We start from the raw sequence: 20,277 nt of genomic DNA on the forward strand, positions 1-20,277 counted from the left end.
CAGGGAGCGCGATAGCCGGCCCCGCTCGGGTAGCCCCAACACCAGGCCGCGAAGGGTGCACGGCCGATAGCGGCGGCAACGCGCGCCCCTCCCCCTCAATCGGCTCGGTAACGCCCCACGAGCTGTTGCAAGCCACCGGCCATGTCCCCCAGGCGCTGGGTGATGTCGCTGGCGGTGCGCGAGCCGGCGGCGGTCTGTTCGGCGATGGCGGCGATCTGGTGCACGTTGGCATTGATGGATTCACAGACCTGGGTCTGCTCCTCCGCCGCAGCGGCGATCTGCGCGTTCATGCCATTGATGGTGGTGGTCGCCTCGACGACCGCCTCCAGGGCCTGGCCGACCCGGCCCACCTCCACCACGGCGCGGGCGCTGCCGCCCCGGATCTGGCCGATGGCGGCTATGGCCTCGCGAGCGCCGGCCTGCAGGCGGCCGATCATTTCCTGGATTTCCGCCGTGCTGCTCTGGGTGCGGCCGGCCAGGGTGCGCACCTCGTCGGCGACGACCGCGAAGCCGCGCCCCTGGTCAGCGGCACGCGCGGCTTCGATGGCGGCGTTGAGCGCCAGCAGGTTGGTCTGCTCGGCGACGCCGTGGATCACATCCAGCACGCCGCCGATGCCCTCGGACTCGCTGCCCAGCCGGCGGATGATCTCGACCCCGCTTTCCACCTGCCCCTCCAGCCCGTCGATCACCTCGGCGGCGCTGCGCACCAAGCCCTGCGCGCCCTGTACCTGGTCCTCCGCGGCCTGGGCCGCCTGCGCCGCGCCAGCCGCACTGCTGGCGACCTGCAGGGCCGCCGCCGACATCTGCTCCATGGCGGTGGCCAACTGGTCGCTCTCCACGTGCTGGCTGGCGATGCCCTGACCGGTCTGCTCCATGAAGGCACCCAGTTCCTCGCTGGCAGCTCCCAGGGTGGCGGCGGACGAGCGCGTCTGCCGCACCAGTTGGCCGATCTGCTCGGCGAAGTGGTTGAAGGCCCGCGCCAGGGTGCCCAGCTCGTGGCCGGCGGAAGGGTCCAGGCGGCGGGTCAGGTCGCCTTCGCCCCGGGCGATGTTCTCCATGGTCCGCACCGCCTGGTCCAGGGGCCGATGGATGCTGCGTGCCAGCAGGATCGCCAGCGCAGCGATCAGCACCAGCAGGATGGCGGCGGAGGCGGCGCTGCGGATCAGGCTCAGGCGCACGGCAGCGGCGAATTCCCGCTCCAGCCCGGCGAGCTGCGTTTCCAGGTCGTCGATGTAGAAGCCGGTGCCCAGCACCCAGTCGCTGTCGGGCATCGGCACCACGTAGGCGAGCTTCGGCGAGGGCTCCTCCTCGCCGGGCCGCGCCCAGCCGTATTCCACGTAGCCACCCCCGGCGGCGCCGGCCTCGACGTATTCGCGCACCAGATGGCGACCCTCGGGGCTGGTGGAGTCCCAATAGCCCGTGCCTTCGCGGGCCGGGTTGTCGGCGCTCATCACCTGCACGCCCTGGCTGTCGTAGGCGAAGAAGTAGCCGCTGCCGCCGTCGAAGCGCAGGCTGCGCAGCGCCTCCTTGATGCGCTCACGGCCCGCTGCCGAGTCGCCATTGGCCAGCGGCGCCACGGCGCTCAGGGCCAGCTCCATGTAGTTGGCCAATTGCTCGCGCTTGGCCGCCAGCAACGACTCGCGCAGGTCGTCGCGGCTCAGGTCGCGCAGTTCCCGGGCCTGGGATACGAACAGCCAGGCGCTGATCGTGGCCAGCGCCAGGACCGGCAGCAGGGCCAGGAGGAGGATCTTCTGCCTGATGGATAAGCGATTCATCCCGTCATTCCCTCTGTGAGTTTCGACGGGGCCTTCTAGCACGGTGGAATCCTGGACGATGGAGCGCTGCCCGAGCCCGTCATCGTCGCCAGGAAAGGACGCAGGCGCTCACGCGAGCAGCAGGTGCACGGCCTGGCCGTGGCCGGGCGCGAGGGCGTGGGCACAGGCTCACGAAGGGTTCGCACCCGTCCTGCCCCCGGGGCCGGCATGCCCCTACGACGCAATCACCGGCAGGCAGGCGGCTCGCGGGTCAGGTCCCCTGGATCGCGCTCCACACCTGCGAAAGCCCCACCAGGTGCAGCCCGCCCAGCGTCAGGCAGATGGCCGAGCTCCATAGCCAGAAGGCGGCGCTGCGGCCCAGCCCGCGCTTGACCAGCAGCAGCCCGCCGAGCCCCCGCAGCAGGTAGACGGCGGTGACCAGGCACAGCACGGCCCGTGTCAGGGGAAGTGGCAGGCCGAGCCCGGCCAGCAGCGCGTAGAGCGCCCAGAGCCCCAGCACCGTGGCGATGGCCAGGGTGACCAGCGTGGCCACCGGGCTGCCGGCCTCAGCCAGGCGCGCCATGCGCTCACCGGCGCCGAAGAACCGATACCAGGGCGCGCCATAGCGGATGCAGCCCAGATGCAGCATCGCGGCGATGGCGCTCAGGGCACCACCGGCCAGCAGGAAGGGATTGGGGAAAAGGTCGTCCATGGCGGAGCTCCTGTGTAGAGGCCCGCCATTCTGGGGGCCCCAGGCCCCATGCGCCAGCAGCCGGGCGCACTAGCTCGCGAAGCGCCCCAGCCGGTAAGCCTCCAGCCCCGCCATGGCCTGCCCCTGGGCCAGTTGGCCGATGTACTCGGCGGTGACGGCGGCCTGGGTCAGCCCGAGGTGCTGGTGGCCGAAGGCGAGCAGGACGCGACCCTCGCCCACCCGATCGATGATCGGCAACGAGTCCGGCAGCGAGGGACGGAAGCCCATCCAGGGGCTGGCGCCTGCGGTGTCCAGCTCGTCGCGGAACAGCCCCTGGCTGAGGCGATGCAGCTGCCAGGCACGCTCCATGTTGGCGGGGCGTACCAGGCCGGCGAACTCCACGGTGCCGGCCAGGCGCAGGCCGTCGGCCAGGGGCGTCATGATGAAGCGGCGCTCGAGCGAGGTGACGGCGAAGGGCAGCCGGCCGTGCTCGTGGGGCAGCATCAGGTGATAACCGCGCTCGGTGTCCAGGGGCACCTGCTTGCCCGTGAGGCTGGCGGTCAGCGGGGCCGAGTGGGCGCCACAGGCCACCAGCACCTGGCGCGCCTGCACACTGCCTGCATCGGTGCTCAGCGCCACGCCATCCGCGAGAAGATGGCCACCGTGCACCCGCTGGCGCACGAAGCGCACGCCCAGCCCTTCGGCGGCCGCCGCCAGTTCACGAACCACCCGATGCGGGTCGATGAAGTGCCCGGTGCGAGGGAAGAACAGCCCGCCGCGTATGCGCTCGCTCAACTGGGGCGCATACGCGTGCACGGCGGCGCCCTCCCAGAACTCCAGCGGCACGCCCTGCCCGGCCATGCGCGCCTGCACCTGCTGCAGCGCCCGGCGGGATTCCTCGCGCTCATACACCAGCAACGAACCGTCCGCCTTGAGCAGCTCGGGGCGCTGGATGCTGGCCAGCAGCCGTTGCCAGGCCTCCAGGCTGGCCTCATTGAGCCCGCGCAGGCCGGCCACGGTGCGCTGGAAGGGCGCAGCGCGCAGGTTGAGCAGCAGGCGCAGGAACCAGGGCAGCGCCTGGGGCAGGTACTTCCAGTCGAGGCGCAGCGGGCCCATCGGGTCCATGAGCATGGCCGGCAGGCGCGTGAGGATCGACAGGTCGGCGATGGGGAAGACCTGCTCGGTGGCCAGGTGCCCGGCATTGCCGAACGAGGCGCCCTGCCCCGGCTCCTGCGGATCCAGGACCCGCACGCGCTTGCCCTGCCGCGCCAGTTGCAAGGCGCAGGCGACGCCGATGATGCCGGCGCCGACCACCGCGATATCGATCGCGTCCGAAGCGGGATGATTACCCATGGCGCTACGCCTCCCGCTGGCCATCGAGCAGGCGGCGCAGCTGCAGCGGGTTGCCCTGCCGGAGCGCAGTGGGCAGCAGCGCATCCGGGAAGCCCTGGTAGCAGACTGGCCGCAGGAAGCGCTGGATGGCGGCGGTGCCCACCGAGGTGCTGCGGGCATCGGAGGTGGCCGGGAAGGGGCCGCCGTGAACCATGGCATCGCACACCTCGACGCCGGTGGGCCAGCCGTTGACCAGCACGCGGCCGGCCTTCAGCTCCAGGGTCGGCAGCAGGGCCCGGGCGGCGTCGTGGTCCGCTTCGTCCAGGTGCAGGGTGGCGGTGAGCTGGCCTTCGAGGTGCTCGGCGATGGCGCGCACCTGCCCCGCATCCCGGCACTGCACGATGAGCCCGGCGGCACCGAAGATTTCCACCTGCAGCACCGGGTCGGCGAGGAAGGCGTCGGCCTCGGTGACGAACAGCTGCGCCTGGCAGCGGTTGGGTCCATCACCCGGCTGCCCGCTGGCCACCCGGCGCACCTTGGCGTGCCGGGCCAAGGCGCCGACGCTGGAGGCGAAGGCATCGAAAATGCCCGGCGTCAGCATGATCTGCGCCGGGCTCCTCTCCAGTTGCCCGGTGGCGGCGGCGATAAAGGCATCCAGCGCCTCGCCCCGCTGGGCGATGAGCAGGCCCGGATTGGTGCAGAACTGCCCGGCGCCCTGGGTCAGCGAGGCGACGAAGCCTTCGGCCAACGCCTCGCTCCGGGCGTGCAGGGCAGCAGGGAACAGGAACACCGGGTTGATCGCGCTCATTTCCGCATACACCGGAATCGGCTCCGGCCGCGCCTGGGCCGCCCGACACAGGGCCAGGCCACCGCTGCGCGAGCCGGTGAAGCCGACGGCCTTGATGCGCGGGTCGCTGATCAGGGCGATGCCCACCTCGTGGCCGGCACCGTACAGCAGCGAGAACACGCCCTCGGGCATCGCGCAGCGCTCCACTGCGCGGGCCACCGCCCGCCCCACCCACTCGCTGGTGCCCGGGTGGGCGCCGTGGGCCTTGACCACCACCGGGCAGCCGGCCGCCAGCGCCGAGGCGGTATCACCACCGGCCACGGAGAAGGCCAGGGGGAAGTTGCTGGCGCCGAACACCGCCACCGGCCCCAGGGCCACCTGGCGCTGGCGCAGGTCCGGGCGTGGCAGGGGCTGGCGTTGCGGCTGGGCGCTGTCGACCCGCACGTCCAGCCATTCACCGGCGCGCAGGGTGTGGGCGAAGGTGCGCAGCTGCTGGCAGGTGCGGCCACGCTCGCCCTGGATGCGTGCCAGGGGCAGGCCCGTTTCAGCCACCGCGCGCTCGATCAGCGCATCCCCCAGTGCTTCGATCTCCTCGGCGATGGTGTCGAGAAACGCCGCGCGTGCCGCTGGCGAGGTTTCCCGGTAGGCGGTGAAGGCTTCCCGGGCCAATACGCAGGCCTGTTCCACCTGTGCCGGGCTGCCGCCCGGGTAGGCGGGCTCCAGCACGGCGCCGGTGGCGGGGTCGATGGCACGGATGGCCGCGCCGCGACCGGCCACGGCCTGGCGGCCGATCAGCATGTTGCCTGTGAGTGTCATGGTGCTTCCTGTTGTGCGGGGCGCCGCTACGCAGGGGCTGCGCAGCGGCACCTGGGTCAGACGAGGTTCTGTTCCACCGACCAGCTGGCGTACCACTGGCGGAACAGCGCGTACTGCTGCTCGGCGTAGCGACGCTGGGCATCGCTGAGGGCATCGCTTTCGTTGAAGTGCAGGCTGTATTCGCGGTCGCCGTTGAGCACCATCAGGTACTTGTAGAACAGCACCAGGTCGCAGCCCTCGTCGAAGGACGAGAGCACATCCAGTGCCTCGCTCAACTCCAGGGCCAGGCGCCGCGCGCGGGTGTCGCCGGCAGCGGCCTGGCGGCTCAGGGCCACCAGTTGCAGCACTTCGCGGGGCAGCACGTTGCCGATGCCGGTGATGGTGCCGGCGGCATTGCAGTGGACGTAGCCGTGGAACACCTGGGTGTCGACGCCCGCGACGAGGATGACCTCGTCGTCGCGGGAGGTGATGTGTTCGGCGGCGTAGCGCATGGCCTCGGCGCCACCGAACTCCTTGAAGCCGATCAGATTGGAGAACTGGCTGCGCAGGTCGAAGAACAGCTCAGCGCGGGTGGAGAAGCTGTAGTAGGGGCTGTTGTAGATCACCGAGGGCAACTGCGGCGCGGCACCGAGCACGGCGGCGAAGTGCGCCTTCTGTGCGGCGGGCGAAGCGGCGCGGGACAGCAGGCGCGGGATCACCATCAGGCCCTGGGCGCCCACCTTGGCGGCATGCGCGGCGTGGGCGACCGCCTCGCGGGTGTTCACCGCGCCGGTGCCGACCACCGTGGGCACGCCGGCCTGCACCAGGCGCGCCACGCCCTCCTGGCGCTGGGCCTCGCTGAGCAGCGGCCAGTCACCCATGGAGCCGCAGTACACCACCCCGCTCATGCCCAGCTCGACCAGCTCACGGCCCTTGGCGACCAGGGCGTCGAAGTCCGGCTGGCGGGCGGCGGTGCAGGGTGTCATCAGGGCGGGGATGCAACCGGTGAAGATGTCGTGATTCATGGTTCTGCTCCTTGGTGCAGGGAAATGGAGAGGCGCGCGCGGGTTCAGATGCCCCACGCGAAGGGGTCCTGTTCGTCGATGAGCAGGACGCAGTCGGCGGTGATATGGGCGCGCCCGGTGATGAAGGGGCGGATGCGCTCGCCCTCCCATTCGTAGCGGCCCTCGAAGCGGCTGCCGGTGATGCCGGCCTGGACCCAGGTCTCGCCCGGGGCGAGCTTGCCGTCGGCCGCCAGGCACGCCAGCTTGGCGCTGGTGCCGGTGCCGCAGGGGGAGCGGTCGTAGGCCTTGCCCGGGCACATGACGAAGTTGCGGCTGTCGCCGTGTTCGTCCTCGGCGAACAGCTCGACATGGTCGATCAGCGCGCCGCCTTCGCCCTGGATGCCTTGCGCCTCCAGGGCCCTGAGCATCGCCCAGGTGAAGGCGGTGAGGGCTTCGACGTTGTCCAGCTGCAGGCGCTGGCCGTGCTCGGCCACGAGGAAGAACCAGTTGCCGCCCCAGGCGATATCGCCCAGGAAGGTGCCGTGGCCGGGCACCTCCACCGGCACCTGGGTGCGGTAGCGGTAGGACGGCACGTTGCCGATGGTCACGCGGCCATCCTCGTGGAGGGTGGCGCTGACGGTACCCACCGGGGTGTCGATGCGGTGCTCGCCCGGGTCGATCAGCCCCTGGTGGTGCAGGGAGACGACCAGGCCGATGGTGCCGTGCCCGCACATGCCGAGGTAGCCGGCGTTGTTGAAGAAGATCACCCCGCAGGTGGCGCCGGGCGACAGCGGCGGGCAGTGCAGCGCCCCCACCAGCACATCGTTGCCGCGCGGCTCCAGCAGGCAGGCGCGGCGCCAGTGGTCGTGGTGCTCGCGCAGGCTGTCGCGCTGCTCGGCCAGGGTGCGGCCAGCGGGTTCGGGGAAGCCTTGCATCACCAGGCGCGTGGGTTCGCCGCCGGTGTGGGAGTCGATCACATGTATGCGCTTCATGGGCGGTTCCATTCAGGGAGACAGGTGGGTGGCCGGGGCGCTAGGCCGCCAGCCGCTCGATATCGTCCAGCAGGGTTTTCGCCACCCAGACGCCGTCACGCGCGCTGCGCTGGCGGGCATCGAAGCGACGTTGCGAAGGCAGGCGTGCGCCCTGCCCGGTGATGGCGGCGAACAACTGCTCGGCGCGGCGTTGCCCCTCCTCCAGGGCGCCGCCGAGGAAGCGCGCCGGGTCGAAGGCCAGCAGCAGTTCGCCATGGCAGGGCGTGGCCCCGGCGCCGGCATCGAAAGCCAGCGATTCGGCGCTGGTGAGGTCGCCGATCAGCGCGCCGGCCATCAGCTCGATCATCGCCGCCAGGGCCGAGCCCTTGTGGCCGCCGAAGGTCTGCATGGCGCCTTCCAGCACGGCGCGGGCGTCGGTGCTGGGCCGCCCTTCGGCATCCAGGCCCCAGCCCAGGGGAATGGGCTTGCCCTGGCGGGCGTGCAGCTCGATGTCGCCCCGGGCGATGGCGCTGGTGGCGAAGTCGAAGACGAAGGGTTCGCGCCCCGCGCGCGGCCAGGCGAAGGCCAGCGGGTTGGTGCCGAACACGCCCTGGCTGCCGCCCTCCGGCGCCACCCAGGCGTGGCTGGGGGTCATGGCCAGGCCCACCAGCCCTTCAGCGGCGATGGCCTCCACCTCCGGCCAGAGCGCGGAGAAGTGGAAGCAGTTGCGGATCACCAGGGCGGCGACGCCCAGCTCGCGGGCCTGCTCCACCAGCAGCGGCAGCCCGGTCTGCAGGGCCAGCAGCGAGTAGCCGCGGTGGGCATCGACGCTGACGATGGCCGGTGCCGGCCGGCTCAGGGTCGGCCGGGCGTTGGGGTCGACCTTGCCGGAGCGCAGCGAGTGCACGCACACCAGCACGCGGTAGAGGCCATGGGAGTGGCACTCGTCGCGCTGCCCCTGGGTGATGGTGTCGGCGATGGCCCGGGCGTGATCCTCGCCCATGCCGTTGCCGATCAGCGTGCGCAGGGCCAGGTCATGGACTTGCTCGAGGCTGAGGTTGATGAGCTCGCTCATATCCGTACTCCTTCTTGCGGCTATCAGGACAGGGCCTGGCTGGGCGCCGCGGCCGGTCGCAGGCCCTGCTCGGTGTCGGCGGCCTCCTCGCTTTCATCCTCGCCACTGAGGATGATCAGCTCGGCCGGCACGCCCGTGGCCGCGCCCCAGTAGTAGATCGCGGTGGCGCAGGCCGCCACGGCGAGGGTGTCGAAGGGGTGGGCCAGCAGGCCCAGGCCGCCGAAGCTGCCGAGCCAGGAGAGCAGCAGGGTCACGGCGTAGAAGCCGATCAGCCAGGCGGACGAGCGCACCTGCTGGGCCAGGCTCAGGTGCTCGGTGGGCACGAAGCGGCGGCACAGCAGGTAGATGACGAACATCAGGATCTGCAGGCTGAGCAGCCAGGACACGGTGTTCCAGCCCGACCAGTAGACGATCAGCGCGGCGATGACGAAGGACAGCGGCCCCATCACCGCCATGCCCCGGACGCGGAACGGCCGCGGCATGCCGGGGGCGTTGCGACGCAGTGCGGCGACGGTGACCGGGGCTACGGCGTAGCTGAGGATCAACGCTGCCGAAACGACGTTGATCAGCGCCTCCCAGGAGGGGAACGGCAGGGTCCAGAACACCGACAGGCCGAAGGTCAGCCACAGCGCCGGGCGCGGGATGCCGGACTGTTCATCGATGCGGGTGAAGAGGCGGAAGAAGGTGCCGGTCTGCGCCCAGCCGTAGACGACCCGGGGCGTGGCATTCATGTAGATGTTGCCGCAGCCGCTGGGGGAGACCACTGCGTCGGCCACCACCAGGTAGGCCAGCCAGCCGATGCCGAGGACCAGGGCGATGTCGCGGTACGGCAGGGCGAACTCCTTGGAGATGCCGGCCCAGCCGTTGGCGAGCATTTCCGTCGGCACGGCGCCGAGGAAGGCCAGTTGCAGCAGCACGTAGATGGCGGTGGAGAGCAGCACCGAGAGGATCAGCGCGATGGGGATGGTGCGCTGCGGGTTCTTCACCTCGCTGGCCACCGAGATGATCGGCGTGAGCCCCAGGTAGGCGAAGATGATGCCGCCGGCGGAGACCGCCATCTCGATGCCCGAGAGGCCGAAGGGGGCGAAGCCCTGGGCCTGGAAGTTCTCCGGCTTGAAGAAGGCGAAGAGCACGCCGATGACCAGCAGCGGCACGATGAACTTGAACACGCTGACCAGGTTGTTGGCCCGGGCGAAGGTCTTCACGCTGCGATAGTTGAGCCAGAAGAACAGGCACAGCAGGCCGAACTGCACCAGCCAGCCGCTGAGTGTCGGGTTGCTCGAACCGGCCTCGGTCAGCCCCGGGAACCAGGCCGCCGCATACTGGCGGGAGGCGACCACCTCGATGGCCACCAGGCTGGAGAAGGCGATCAGGGTGATGAAGCCCATCAGGTAGCCCAGCAGCGGGCCGTGGGAGAACACCGGGTAGCGCACCACGCCACCGGCGCGGGGCAGCGCCGCGCCCAGTTCGCAGTAGATGATGCCGAGCAGCAGCACAGCGAAGCCGCCGATGAACCAGGAGATGATCCCCGCCGGGCCGGCGATGGCGGAGACGTGGCTGGCGGCGAACAACCAGCCGGAGCCGAATATGGCGCCCAGACCGATGAAGGTCAGGTCGGTCAGCGACAGCTGTTTCTTGAACTTCCCAGACATGGCGTAGCCTTCTTGTGCGTTATTGGATGGGCTGGAAGATCACGCTGCGGTACCGCTGCGAAAGACGATCCGGGCACTCCCGGCCCTTCGTCCGCCGGCGCCATGCCGCATGCGATAGCCATAGAGTGGACTGGCCAGGTGGTGCGGGGCTTGATGCTTTTCCCCAGCTCCGATGACGAAATCAGCACAATGGAGCGGGACGGCACGAGGCCGCTCGACAGCCACTCCGGGCTGCGGCACTCTCCTGCCGGTCAGGCTTCGAACGAGGTGAAAGGCATGGTGCGAAGAGCACTGGCGGCACTGACCGCGATAGAGCCCCAGCGCCGTCCGGCATCCCTGGACGAACTGCTGGCCAGCGCCGATTTGCTGTTGCCGGTGCTGGATGCGATTCCCAATGCGGCGGTCTTCATCAAGGACACCCAGGCCCGTTACGTCCTGGCCAACCGTACCCTGGTGCAGCGTTGCGGCCTCAAGCAATTGCAGCCGCTGCTGGGCAGGACCAGCGCAGAGGTCTTCCCCGCCCAGCTCGGCCCCGGTTACACCGAACAGGACCGCCGCGTCCTGGAGAAAGGCCAGGTGCTGGAGGACCAGCTCGAACTGCACCTCTATGGCAGCCGCGAACCCGGCTGGTGCCTGACCCACAAGCGCCCACTGCTGAGCCGCAGCGACGCCATCATCGGCCTGGTGGGCATCTCGGTGGACTTGCAGTCGGCCGCCACCGCCCACCCCGCCTACGCGCGCCTCGCGGAAGTGGACGAGTACATCCGCCAGCACTTCCACGAGCCCATCACCCTGGACACCCTGACCCGCATCGCCGGGCTTTCGGTCGCCCAGCTGGAGCGCTACTGCACCCGCGCGTTCCAGCTGACGCCACGGCAGATGATCACCAAGGCGCGCCTCGAACACGCCCATCGCCTGCTGCAGACGGAGTTACCCATCACCGATGTCGCCCTGCAATGCGGCTACACCGACCACAGCGCCTTCAGCCGCCAATTCAAGCAACTCACGGGCTTCACGCCCCGGCAATACCGGCAGGCGATGGGTGGCGGCACCTGAGAACGCCGCCGCTGGCTGTACCGAAGTCGGCGGGCCTCAGCCCTCCTCCCCCAGCAAGGTGCGCAGGGTGCGCGCCGGGTTGGCGAGGAAGCCACGGCTGACCTGCACGTGCTCGGTGTCGTCGTAGGCGGTGAGCGTGAAGCCCTCCGGCCCGCACTGGTAGATCCAGGCGTCCGGGTAGGCCATGAGGATGGGCGAGTGGGTGGCGATGACGAATTGCGAATCGTCCTTCACCAGGTCGTGGATGCGCGCCAGCATGGCCAGCTGGCGCTGGGGCGAGAGCGCCGCCTCGGGTTCGTCGAGGAGGTACAGGCCCTTGCCACCGAAGCGGTTCATCAACAGCGCGAGGAAGGATTCACCATGGGACTGCTCGTGCAGCGAGCGGCCGCCGTAGGCGTCGATCACCGGCGGCGCCGGAGCCGGCTCGGCGTCCAGGTGCTCGATCTCGGTGGCCAGGTTGAAGAAGCTCTCGGCACGCAGGAAGAAGCCGTCCCGCGCGCGGCGCACGCCCCGGCTGACGCGCAGTGCACGGTGCAGCTCGGAATGGGAGGCGCGGGTGCCGAAGTTGAAGTTGCGGGTGCCGCCTTCGGGGTTGAAGCCCAGGGCCACCGCCAGGGCCTCCATCAGGGTGGACTTGCCCGAGCCGTTCTCGCCCACCAGGAAAGTCACCTTGGGGTGGAACTCCAGGCGCTCCAGGCTGCGCACCGCCGGCAGGACATAGGGGTAGCGGGAGAAGGAGTCCACCTTATCCCGCTTCAGCAGCATCTCGATCAGGTAACGCGTGTCCATCGGCGGGGTCCTTGCTCTGGGGCGACCATCCTAGAGGGGGTCGCCCCATAGCACCAGCGTCAGCTCATCGCCCGAACAGGGCGATCAGCCCCTCCGCCAGGGTGCCGCGCCAGTTCAGGTAATCGTGGCCGCTGGCCCATTCGCGGTGGATCACCGGGTAGCCCCTGGCCTGCAGCACATCGCGCAGGTGGCGGGTGGTTTCGAAGATGCCGCTCTGCCCTTCGCCGCGCTCGAACTGCCCTGCCTCCAGGTAGAAGCGCACCGGCAGCTTCGTCGTGCGGGCGTACTCGCGGGTCAGCCACTCGGGCTCCTCACCCGGTGGTGCCCACCAGTAGGAGCCGGACTGGCTGAGTACGTTGCCGAAGATCTCCGGGTGCTTCAGCGCGGCGTAGCTGGAAGCCAGGCCGCCATAACTGGAGCCGGCGATCACCGTGCGTGCCGCCGGGGCGTCCAGGCCGTGGGCACGGACCCAGGGCTGCAGTTCCTCGGCAAGGAAGCGGGCGAAATCCGGGTTGGGTGGCAGCTCGGCGCCACGCGCCTCGGGGCTGGGGTTGTCGATCAGCACAGCGGCCATGGGCGGGATGGCGCCGGCGGCGATCAGGTTGTCCAGCACCCGGGGCGTCGGCACCTTGCCCAGGTAGGCCTCGGCGTCGAACAGGTAGAGCAGGTGATTGTCCGCCGCGCCCGGGCGGTAGCCGGCGGGCCGATACAGGTGCACGGTACGGCGGTTGCCGAGGAGGGTGCTGGCCAGTTCGAAGCGCTCCAGCGTGCCCCTGGGCACCCCGGCGCGCGGGGCAATCCAGGGTTGCGGCGGCGCGCGGTCCAGCTCCAGCACCGAGTCGTACTGGAAGGGGTCGATGCCGCGCTCGGGGTAGGCGCCAGGGTTGAGCGGATCGGCCTGGGCGGTGGCGAGGATGGCGCGACGGCGGGTGCCGGCATCGGCGTCCAGCTCGGGCACGTCCGGCGCCAGTTGGTAGGACAGTCGCGTCTCCCGGGGCAGCCGGAAGGTCACGAACCAGACGTCCGAATCCCCCAGGCGGGCGAGATGGGCGTGGTCGTAGCCCGGCCCACCGAACAGGCGCACGTTGTGCCGGGCGCCGCGCCAGAGGAAGGTCACCCGGGCATTCGCCTCGTCCAGCGGTTCCACCAGGGGCGTGCCGCGCTCGGCCATTTCACCCCAGAAGGCTTCGCTGTCACCGCCCTCCTCCAGGCGCTGCTGCAGGGCCCGCAGGCGCGGACTCTGCAGCTGCTCGCGCGGGGCGCGCTGCTCGGCCAGAGGGATGGGCGCCGCCAGCTCCAGACGGTAGCCGGCGCCCGCCGCCCCTTGCAGCGCCAGGCGGTAGTCGCCGTCTCCCGGCGCCACCATGAGAAAGGCGCGACGGCCGGCGTCGCCCCCTACCAGGCGGCGCAGGTGCGTGCCGTCGGCGCCTTGCAGGTCGAGGGTGATACCCGCCGACGGCAGCTGGCCGCCGAGGTAGTCACCCGCTGCCAGGGGCAGTTCGATGCGGTGCCGGCCTGCCTCGTCCAGCCGCCCCTCGTAGGTGCGCGCCTCGCCGGCCTGGGCGGTGAAGCCCAGGCCGGCCAGCAGCGCCAGCGCGATCAATCTCGACATGCCGGTCACCAGGCGTAGTTGAGGTTGGCGGTGAGGGTGCGGCTGGCGCCGTAGAAGCAGGAATCGGAACCCGCGCAGGACGCCGCGTAGACCTTGTCGGTGAGGTTGCTGGCGTTGAGCTGCACCGAGGCGCCCTCCAGTTCTGGCGCCAGGAACTTCAGCTCGTAGCCGAGCATGGCGTCGAACAGGGTCACCGAGGCCACCTTGTAGGTGTTGCGCGCGTCGCCGTAGCTGGAGCCGACATAGCGCGCGCCGGCGCCGACCGAGAGCCCCGGCACGCCGAGGGTGGCCAACTGGTAGGTGCCCCAGAGCGAGGCCAGGTGGTTGGGCTGGCGCGCCGGCTGCATGTCTTCGACGCCGGCCTGTGCGGATTCGGTGACCTCGGGCTTGAGGTAGGTGAAGGAGCCCACCAGTTCCAGGTTCTCGCCCAGGTTGCCGCGCGCCTCGAACTCCAGGCCACGTGAGTGCACCTCGCCGTTCTGCACGTTGTAGCCGAGGTTGCTGTCCCAGGCGACGACGTTGCGCTGGGTCAGGTCGAACCAGGCCAGGGTGAACAGCGCCTCGGTGCCCACCGGCTGGTACTTCACGCCGACCTCGGTCTGCTTGCCGGTGGTGGGCTTGAAGGGCGAGCTGCCCGGCGCGCCGCTGCTCAGCTCCGGCTCGAAGGAGGTGCTGTAGCTGGCATAGGGCGAGATGCCGTTCTCGAAGGCGTAGAGCAGCCCCACGCGGCCGGTGAACTTGTCGTCCTTGACGGTCACGCGGGTGTCGGCGAGGTGGTTGTCGGTCTCCACTTCAGAGCGGTCCTTGCGGCCGCCGATCATCAGGTTCCAGCCGCCCCATTCGATCTGGTCCTGCAGGTAGGCGCCCAGTTGCTCGGCGCGCTGGCTGTTGTCGTCGATGGTGGTGAGGGTGCCCACCGGCACGTGGTAGACGGGGTTCTGCGAGTCCAGCAGGTAGTTGTTGAACCAGTTCAGGTCGCGGGCGGTGTCGGTGTCCAGGCGCGTGCGCTTGTAGTCGACGCCGGCCAGCAGGGTGTGGGCCAGCGGGCCGCTCTGGAAGTCGAACTGCAGCTGGTTATCCACCACCCACTGCTTCAGCTCCTCGCGGGAGGCCGAGGGTGCCCGGCGCAGGTAGCGGCCGTCGGCGGTCATGGTCATGAACACCATCTGCCGGTAGTCGGCATCCTCCTGCAGGTAGCGCAGGTTCTGGCGGAAGGTCAGCAGGTCGTTGAAGCGGTGTTCGAACTGGTAGCCGAGGGAGGATTGCTCGCGCTCGGACTTGTAGAAGTCCGGGTCGCCCACGTCGAAGTGGCGCGACAGGCGACCGAAGCGCCCGGAGTTGGCGACGCCCTCGGTGGGCCAGAAGTTGCGGTAGCCGGCTTCCGGGTCGTGCTGGTAGTAGCCGAGCAGGGTCAGGCGGGTGTCTTCATCAGGCTGCCAGGTGAGCGCAGGCGCCAGGGCGTGGCGTTCCTCGTCCACGTGGTCCACCTCCGCCTGGCCTTTGCTGAGCACGCCGTTGAGGCGATAGAGCAGCGTGCCGGCTTCGTCCAGCTGGCCGTTGAGGTCGAAGGCGCCACGGCGCAGCGAGTCGCTGCCCACGCCCAGCTGCAGGGCGTTCCTGGCGTCCTGGGACGGCCGCTTGCTGGTCATCGCCAGCAGCCCGCCCGGGCTGGCCTGGCCGTAGAGCACCGAGGCCGGGCCGTGGATCAGCTCGACACGCTCGAGCATCCAGGGGTCGACCTGGGAGCGCGACTCGCCGCCGAAGCTGAGGCCGTCGAGGTAGGTGGGCGTGTAGCCGAAGCCGCGGGAGAACACCTCGTCCACGCGGTGCGAGGAGCCCCGGTATTCGGCGAAGGTGCCGCCGGCATAGCGCAGCGCCTGGGCCACGCTGGTAACGCCCTGGTCGTCCATCTGGTCGCGGGTGACCACCGATACCGACTGCGCGGTGCGGATCAGCGGCGTGTCGGTCTTGGTGCCGGCAGCGCTGCGCTCGGCCACGTAGCCACGCAGCGGGCCACTGACGTCCTGGCGGTTGCCGATGATGCTGGTGGCGCCCAGCTCGACGCCAGCGCCGGCTTCCGGCAGCGGCCGCACCAGGTAGACGCCCTCGCCGCCCGGCACCGCTTCCAGGCCGGTGCCGCGCATCAGCCGCTGCAGGCCTTCGAGCACCGACCAGTTGCCGCTGAGGCCGGGGCTCTGCTTGCCGGCAGCCAGCGCCGGGGGCATGGCGACGCTGACGCCGGCCTGCTCGGCAAAGGCCGCCAGGGCACCGGAGAGGCTGCCGGCGGGCACATTGAAGCCCTGCTGGGCCTCGCTGGCTGCGAGGGCGACGGCGGGCAGCGCCACCAGGGGCGCGCCGGAAATCAGCAACATGGCCAGCAGGCCGTGGCGTACCGCGCGGACACTGGGGCGCAGCGAAGTCGGGAAGCTGTGGTTCATGGGTGTGTTCGGACTCTTGTCAGTGGGCAGTGAGTGTTTTTCTGCCGCCTTGACACGCGAATCGAAGAAAGGGGACAGGCGCGATGAAAAAATTTCCAACCCGCATCAGGCGGGCTGGATCGACGCCCAGTAACGGGTGCGGTAGACCACCCGCACGGGCAGCACCTGGGCCAGGCTGTCCAGCACCGGCGTGGTGTTGGCCAATTGGAAGGCACCGGAGAGGCGCAGCTCGGCCACCGCATCGGCGCAGCTGACGAAGCCGGCCCGATAACGCTGCAGCTCGGCGGCGAAATCGGCCAGGCGCATGCCGTCGGCCACCAGCAGGCCACGGGTCCAGGCGTCCACCTGGGCCGCCAGCGGCGTGATCGCCCGGGCGCCGCCCCGCTCGAAGCTGAGCTGCTGCCCCGCATGCACCTGCAGCGCCGCATCGGCTTCGCCGCCGGGGCGCACTTCCAGCACCCCATCGAGCACCGCCACGCGGGTCACGCCGCCCACCTGGCGCACGTTGAAGCGCCCGCCCTGGGCACGCATGCAGCCGTCGGCGCTGCGCACCACCAGCGGTCGCGCCTCGGTAACGGCGTGCAGCAGCATCTCGCCCTGGCGCAGCACCAGGCGCCGGCACTCGGCACTGAAGTCCAGGTCCACCGCACTGGCGCTGTTGAGCTCCAGCGAGCTGCCATCGGCCAGTTCGAAGCGCCGCCGTTCGCCGCGGGCGGTGCGCAGGTCCGCCAGCCAGCCCTGGGCCGTGGCTGCCTGGTAGCCGCCCCAGCCGAGGGGCGCGGCGCCGGCCAGCAGAAGCAGGGATTTGAGCACCTCGCGCCGGGCCACGCGGCGGCTGCGCCCCAGCGCCGGCATGCCCAGGGAGGATGGCAACTGGCCGAAGCGCTGGGCGATGTACAGGGCCTTCTGCCAGGCCGCCTCGTGGTCCGCATGGCTGGCACGCCAGCGGGCGCAGGCCTCGTGGTCGGCGCTGCCGGCTTCCGGGGACTGCAGCTGCACGAACCATTCGGCCGCCTCGTGCACCACCCGGGGGTCGAGGGTGCCGCTCATGGCAGCGCCAGCATGCAGTGGGCCAGCGCCTGGGCGATGTAGCGCTTGATGCTGCGCTCGCAGACGTCCATGCGCGCGGCGATCTCGCCATAGGTCAGCCCTTCCAGCTGCGCCAGCAGGAAGGCCTCGCGCACCCGCGCCGGCAGGCCATCGAGCAATGCATCCACCTCCTGCAGCACCTCCACCAGCAGCTAGTTGCTGCTCGGGGGACGGCGCCTCGGCTTCCGGCAGCAGGGCCAGGGCCTGCTGCCACGCGCGCTCCAGGGATTGCCGGCGGTAGTGGTTGAGCAGCACCCGCTTGGCCACAGTGGTGAGGTAGGCGCGCGGCTCCTGCAGGGTACCCAGCTGCAGCGCCTGCTCGCGCTGCCACACGGCCAGCAGCACCTTGACGAAGGTGTCCTGCGCCAGGTCGGCGGCCTGCCAGGTGTCGCCCATGCGGAAGGTCAGCCAGCCGCAGAGCCAGTTGTGGTGCTGGCGATAGAAGGTACCGAGGTCGTTGGACGCGGAAGAGGAATTGGCGGTGGGCACGATGGCGACCCAGGCAAATGAGAAGCGTCGCATTTAATAATAATTATCATATAGATCCAAGAGGCGTTCGGCGAAAGGCGGCAATGGGTCACGCCCGGCGACGCGTGAACACCACCGCCCACCTTGGGGGCGGTGGTTCTCCTGGTGCTCTGCAACGCGCTATTCAGGCCGTGGCGTGCTCGCGGTGCTGGCCGGCAGGATCGGGTAGCTGACATCCGGCTGACGCCCCGATAGCCCGTGGAGGAAGGCGGTGATCGCGGCCACTTCCTTGTCCTTGAGTTCGCGGCCCAGCTGGCTGTTGCCCATGATCGCCACCGCCTCCTTCAGCTCCCAGACCTGGCCGCTGTGGAAGTACGGCGCGGTGAGGGCGATGTTGCGCAGGGGCGCGGCGCGGAATACGTAGGCGTCGCTGGAGGTCTTGGTCACCGCGAAGCGGCCCTTGTCGCCGATGGGCAGGATGTCTTCGGTGGGCTTGCGCACCAGGCCGAAGGGGAAGTACGCCTGGCCGCCGACGTTGACGCCGTTGTGGCAGGCGCTGCAGCCGCTGTCGATGAACAGCGCCAGGCCTTCCTTCTGCTGGGCGTCCAGGGCCTTGTCATCCCCGGCCAGGTAGCGGTCGAAGGGCGAGTCCGGGGTGGTCAGGGTCGCTTCGAAGGCCTCGATGGCCAGGGCCATGTTGTCGAAGCTCACCGGTTTCTCCGCCTTGGGGAAGGCGGCGGAGAAGGCCGCCACGTACTCGGGGATGCTGGCCAGGGTCTGCTCCACGCGCTCAGGGGTGTTGTTCATCTCCACGCTGGCCTGGATCGGGCCCTTGGCCTGGGCTTGCAGGTCTTCGGCGCGGCCGTCCCAGAACTGCGCGGCGTTGAACACCGCGTTGAACACCGTCGGTGAGTTCCGCGGCCCTTTCTGCCAGCCGTGGCCGACCGAGGTGGGCACGTTGTCCGCCCCGCCGGTGCCGATGTTGTGGCAGGTGTTGCAGCTGATGATGTGGCTGCGGGAGAGGCGCGGTTCGAAGAACAGTTGCTTGCCGAGGGCGATCTGCGCTTCGGTGAGCGTGCGCCCCTGGGTCTGCGAGACCGTGGCCGGCACCGGCTTGAACAGCGCAGTGGCCTTGTCGCGCAGGGGATCCGCCGTGGCCTCCCAGGGCAATGCCGCTGCGAACGTAAGACCACCGAGCACTAACATCTGTATAGGGCGCATACGGGTGACTCCTCAGGCTTTCTTCTGGTTTGCCTCAGGAGAGTTCAGCCAGCCACCGCGCTTGTTGATTTGCATCAAAACGCCGCCGCAGGCGCAGCGGCGCGATTGTCGCAGCCGGGGCTGTCGGCGCCTCTAGCCAGTGGATAGACTCCTCCCCCATTGCGGCCCCAGCACAAGGATGTTCGATGCGCTCCCCCCCTCAGCCTCACCCCGGCCCTGCTCGCCTGTGCCCTGCTCCTCACACCGCTGGCCCCGGCCTCCGCCGCCATCTACAAATGCCAGGCCGCCAACGGCGCCACCCAGTTCTCCGACCGCCCCTGCGGCACGGCGGAGAACCAGGAAGAGATCGCACACGAGCCCCCCGCACCGCCAGCTCCCAGCAGCACGGAGCAAACCGGCAAGGCCACCTTGCCGCTGGACGACATCCAGGCGAGCTACGCGGCGGCCGAGCAGGCCAACCCGCCGCTGCTGACCCTGGCCGACCTGCAGGGCACCTGGTCGGACCTGGACTTCGACTCGCCCCTGCGTGGCTACTGGGTGTTCGGCTCCAGTACCGTGCGCATGGACCGCAAGGGCATGGAAATCCGTGATCGCGTGGAGATCACCGTCCGCTTCAGGCTCAAGGGCAATCTGCTGACCTACATTAATGAGCCCGATTCCTTCCGCAATAAGCGCTGGGAAGAGAAGGTCGTGATCGAGCGCTACGAACCTGGCCGGCTGATCGACTTCGGCTCCGTGGTGCTCTATCGCGTCAGGTAGCGCATCGCCCGGCTACGCTGAACCCAAGAGTTTTCGAGACCGCCTCATGAAAGGGCTTTTCACCCGCTTGCTGCTCAGCGCCGCGCTCGCCATCCAGGCCGCTGGCGCCACCGAACTGCGCCTGCTCACCGACAACCACCCGCCCCTGCATTTCGAGCGCGATGGCGAGCTGGTGGGCTTCGCCGTGGACCTTGTGCGCGAGCTCGCCCGGGAGACCGGTGACAGCATCCAGCTGGAACGCCTGCCACTGCTGCGTGCCCTGGTAATCGCCCGCGAGGGCCCGGACGTGGCCGTCTTCACCATCCTGCGCACCCCGGAACGCGAGGCCGACTACCGACTGGTGGGCCCGGTGCTCAAGGTGCAGACCGCGCTCTACGCCCTCGCCGACCACCCCCCCGCCATCGCCGGCCTGGACGACGCGCGCAAGGTGCAGCGCATCGCCGCCCCGCGCAAATGGCTGATCTATCGCCGCCTGCAGGAGATGGGCTTCACCAACCTCTACGGCGTCGACACCCCCGAACAGATGATGCGCCTGCTGCGCCTGGGCCGAACCGACCTGGTGGCCGCCGACACCCTCAGCGTCGCCACCCTGGCCCGCGAAGAAGGCCTCGCCCCTGAGCAGCTGCGCTACGTGGCGCCGGCGATGGACCAGAGCAGCTACATCGCCTTCTCCCCGCAGACCGATGCCCGCATCATCGCCCGCTGGCAGCAGGCACTGGAGAAGGTGCGCGCGGATGGACGGCTGGTGAAGCTGGAGCGGAAGTGGCTGGGTGGGCCGAGGTAG

At 69.8% G+C, this 20,277-nt stretch carries 16 protein-coding genes and 1 pseudogene; 3 read left to right on the plus strand and 14 right to left on the minus strand.

Annotated elements, in window-relative coordinates; translation table 11 throughout:
* Nucleotides 1-95 precede the first annotated feature (95 nt).
* From ACXI0U_RS28720 to ACXI0U_RS28755, 8 genes are all read right to left on the minus strand, one after another.
* Nucleotides 96-1,775 carry a methyl-accepting chemotaxis protein gene (locus ACXI0U_RS28720; RefSeq protein WP_479551184.1) on the minus strand — a complete coding sequence of 560 codons (1,680 nt, stop codon included), beginning with the start codon at nt 1,773-1,775 and terminating at the stop codon, nt 96-98.
* A 250-nt stretch (nt 1,776-2,025) separates the two neighbouring features.
* Nucleotides 2,026-2,466: a hypothetical protein gene (locus ACXI0U_RS28725; protein WP_479551185.1), complete on the minus strand. Its 441-nt coding sequence runs from the start codon at nt 2,464-2,466 to the stop codon at nt 2,026-2,028.
* A 69-nt stretch (nt 2,467-2,535) separates the two neighbouring features.
* Nucleotides 2,536-3,798, minus strand: a complete 1,263-nt coding sequence (locus ACXI0U_RS28730) for an NAD(P)/FAD-dependent oxidoreductase (protein WP_479551186.1) — start codon at nt 3,796-3,798, stop codon at nt 2,536-2,538.
* 4 nt (nt 3,799-3,802) lie between these two features.
* Nucleotides 3,803-5,380 carry an aldehyde dehydrogenase (NADP(+)) gene (locus ACXI0U_RS28735; RefSeq protein ID WP_479551187.1) on the minus strand — a complete coding sequence of 526 codons (1,578 nt, stop codon included), beginning with the start codon at nt 5,378-5,380 and terminating at the stop codon, nt 3,803-3,805.
* A 56-nt stretch (nt 5,381-5,436) separates the two neighbouring features.
* Nucleotides 5,437-6,384: a dihydrodipicolinate synthase family protein gene (locus ACXI0U_RS28740; protein WP_265168454.1), complete on the minus strand. Its 948-nt coding sequence runs from the start codon at nt 6,382-6,384 to the stop codon at nt 5,437-5,439.
* Between the two features lie 44 nt (nt 6,385-6,428).
* On the minus strand, nt 6,429-7,355 hold the full coding sequence (locus ACXI0U_RS28745; protein ID WP_021220726.1) for a 4-hydroxyproline epimerase: 927 nt from the start codon (nt 7,353-7,355) through the stop codon (nt 6,429-6,431).
* Between the two features lie 40 nt (nt 7,356-7,395).
* Nucleotides 7,396-8,409, minus strand: coding sequence for an Ldh family oxidoreductase (locus ACXI0U_RS28750; RefSeq protein ID WP_479551188.1), 1,014 nt, complete (start codon nt 8,407-8,409; stop codon nt 7,396-7,398).
* A gap of 23 nt (nt 8,410-8,432) precedes the next feature.
* Entirely contained in the window at nt 8,433-10,061 is a 1,629-nt protein-coding gene (locus ACXI0U_RS28755) for an APC family permease (protein ID WP_479551189.1), read from the minus strand.
* Between the two features lie 276 nt (nt 10,062-10,337).
* Here ACXI0U_RS28755 and ACXI0U_RS28760 point away from each other — a divergent pair, with 276 nt between their 5' ends.
* Nucleotides 10,338-11,117, plus strand: coding sequence for a helix-turn-helix domain-containing protein (locus tag ACXI0U_RS28760; protein WP_479551190.1), 780 nt, complete (start codon nt 10,338-10,340; stop codon nt 11,115-11,117).
* A 36-nt stretch (nt 11,118-11,153) separates the two neighbouring features.
* Here ACXI0U_RS28760 and ACXI0U_RS28765 read toward each other — a convergent pair whose 3' ends face one another.
* The 6 genes and pseudogenes from ACXI0U_RS28765 to ACXI0U_RS28790 all read right to left on the minus strand — a co-directional run bounded on the left by ACXI0U_RS28765 (nt 11,154) and on the right by ACXI0U_RS28790 (nt 18,734).
* Complete coding sequence (locus ACXI0U_RS28765) at nt 11,154-11,906, minus strand: AAA family ATPase (protein ID WP_021220730.1); 753 nt, start codon at nt 11,904-11,906, stop codon at nt 11,154-11,156.
* A gap of 64 nt (nt 11,907-11,970) precedes the next feature.
* Nucleotides 11,971-13,518, minus strand: a complete 1,548-nt coding sequence (locus tag ACXI0U_RS28770; RefSeq protein WP_431484286.1) for an alpha/beta hydrolase-fold protein — start codon at nt 13,516-13,518, stop codon at nt 11,971-11,973.
* Nucleotides 13,519-13,523: 5 nt separating this feature from the next.
* The gene (locus tag ACXI0U_RS28775) at nt 13,524-15,956 is read right to left on the minus strand and encodes a TonB-dependent siderophore receptor (protein ID WP_479551191.1); all 2,433 of its coding nucleotides are present in this window, start codon (nt 15,954-15,956) and stop codon (nt 13,524-13,526) included.
* A gap of 105 nt (nt 15,957-16,061) precedes the next feature.
* Nucleotides 16,062-17,006, minus strand: coding sequence for a FecR domain-containing protein (locus ACXI0U_RS28780; protein ID WP_479551192.1), 945 nt, complete (start codon nt 17,004-17,006; stop codon nt 16,062-16,064).
* Nucleotides 17,003-17,567, minus strand: a pseudogene (locus ACXI0U_RS28785) (sigma-70 family RNA polymerase sigma factor). Before ACXI0U_RS28785 ends, ACXI0U_RS28780 begins: the two are co-directional and overlap by 4 nt.
* Before the next feature lie 126 nt (nt 17,568-17,693).
* Complete coding sequence (locus tag ACXI0U_RS28790) at nt 17,694-18,734, minus strand: cytochrome-c peroxidase (protein WP_479551193.1); 1,041 nt, start codon at nt 18,732-18,734, stop codon at nt 17,694-17,696.
* Nucleotides 18,735-18,893: 159 nt separating this feature from the next.
* Here ACXI0U_RS28790 and ACXI0U_RS28795 point away from each other — a divergent pair, with 159 nt between their 5' ends.
* Both ACXI0U_RS28795 and ACXI0U_RS28800 read left to right on the plus strand, forming a co-directional pair.
* Nucleotides 18,894-19,493 (plus strand): DUF4124 domain-containing protein, encoded by a 600-nt coding sequence (locus ACXI0U_RS28795; protein WP_479551194.1) that lies wholly within the window; start codon nt 18,894-18,896, stop codon nt 19,491-19,493.
* A gap of 46 nt (nt 19,494-19,539) precedes the next feature.
* On the plus strand, nt 19,540-20,277 hold the full coding sequence (locus ACXI0U_RS28800) for a substrate-binding periplasmic protein (protein ID WP_479551195.1): 738 nt from the start codon (nt 19,540-19,542) through the stop codon (nt 20,275-20,277).

It is taken from the genome of Pseudomonas sp. C9D1 (genome assembly GCF_056491235.1).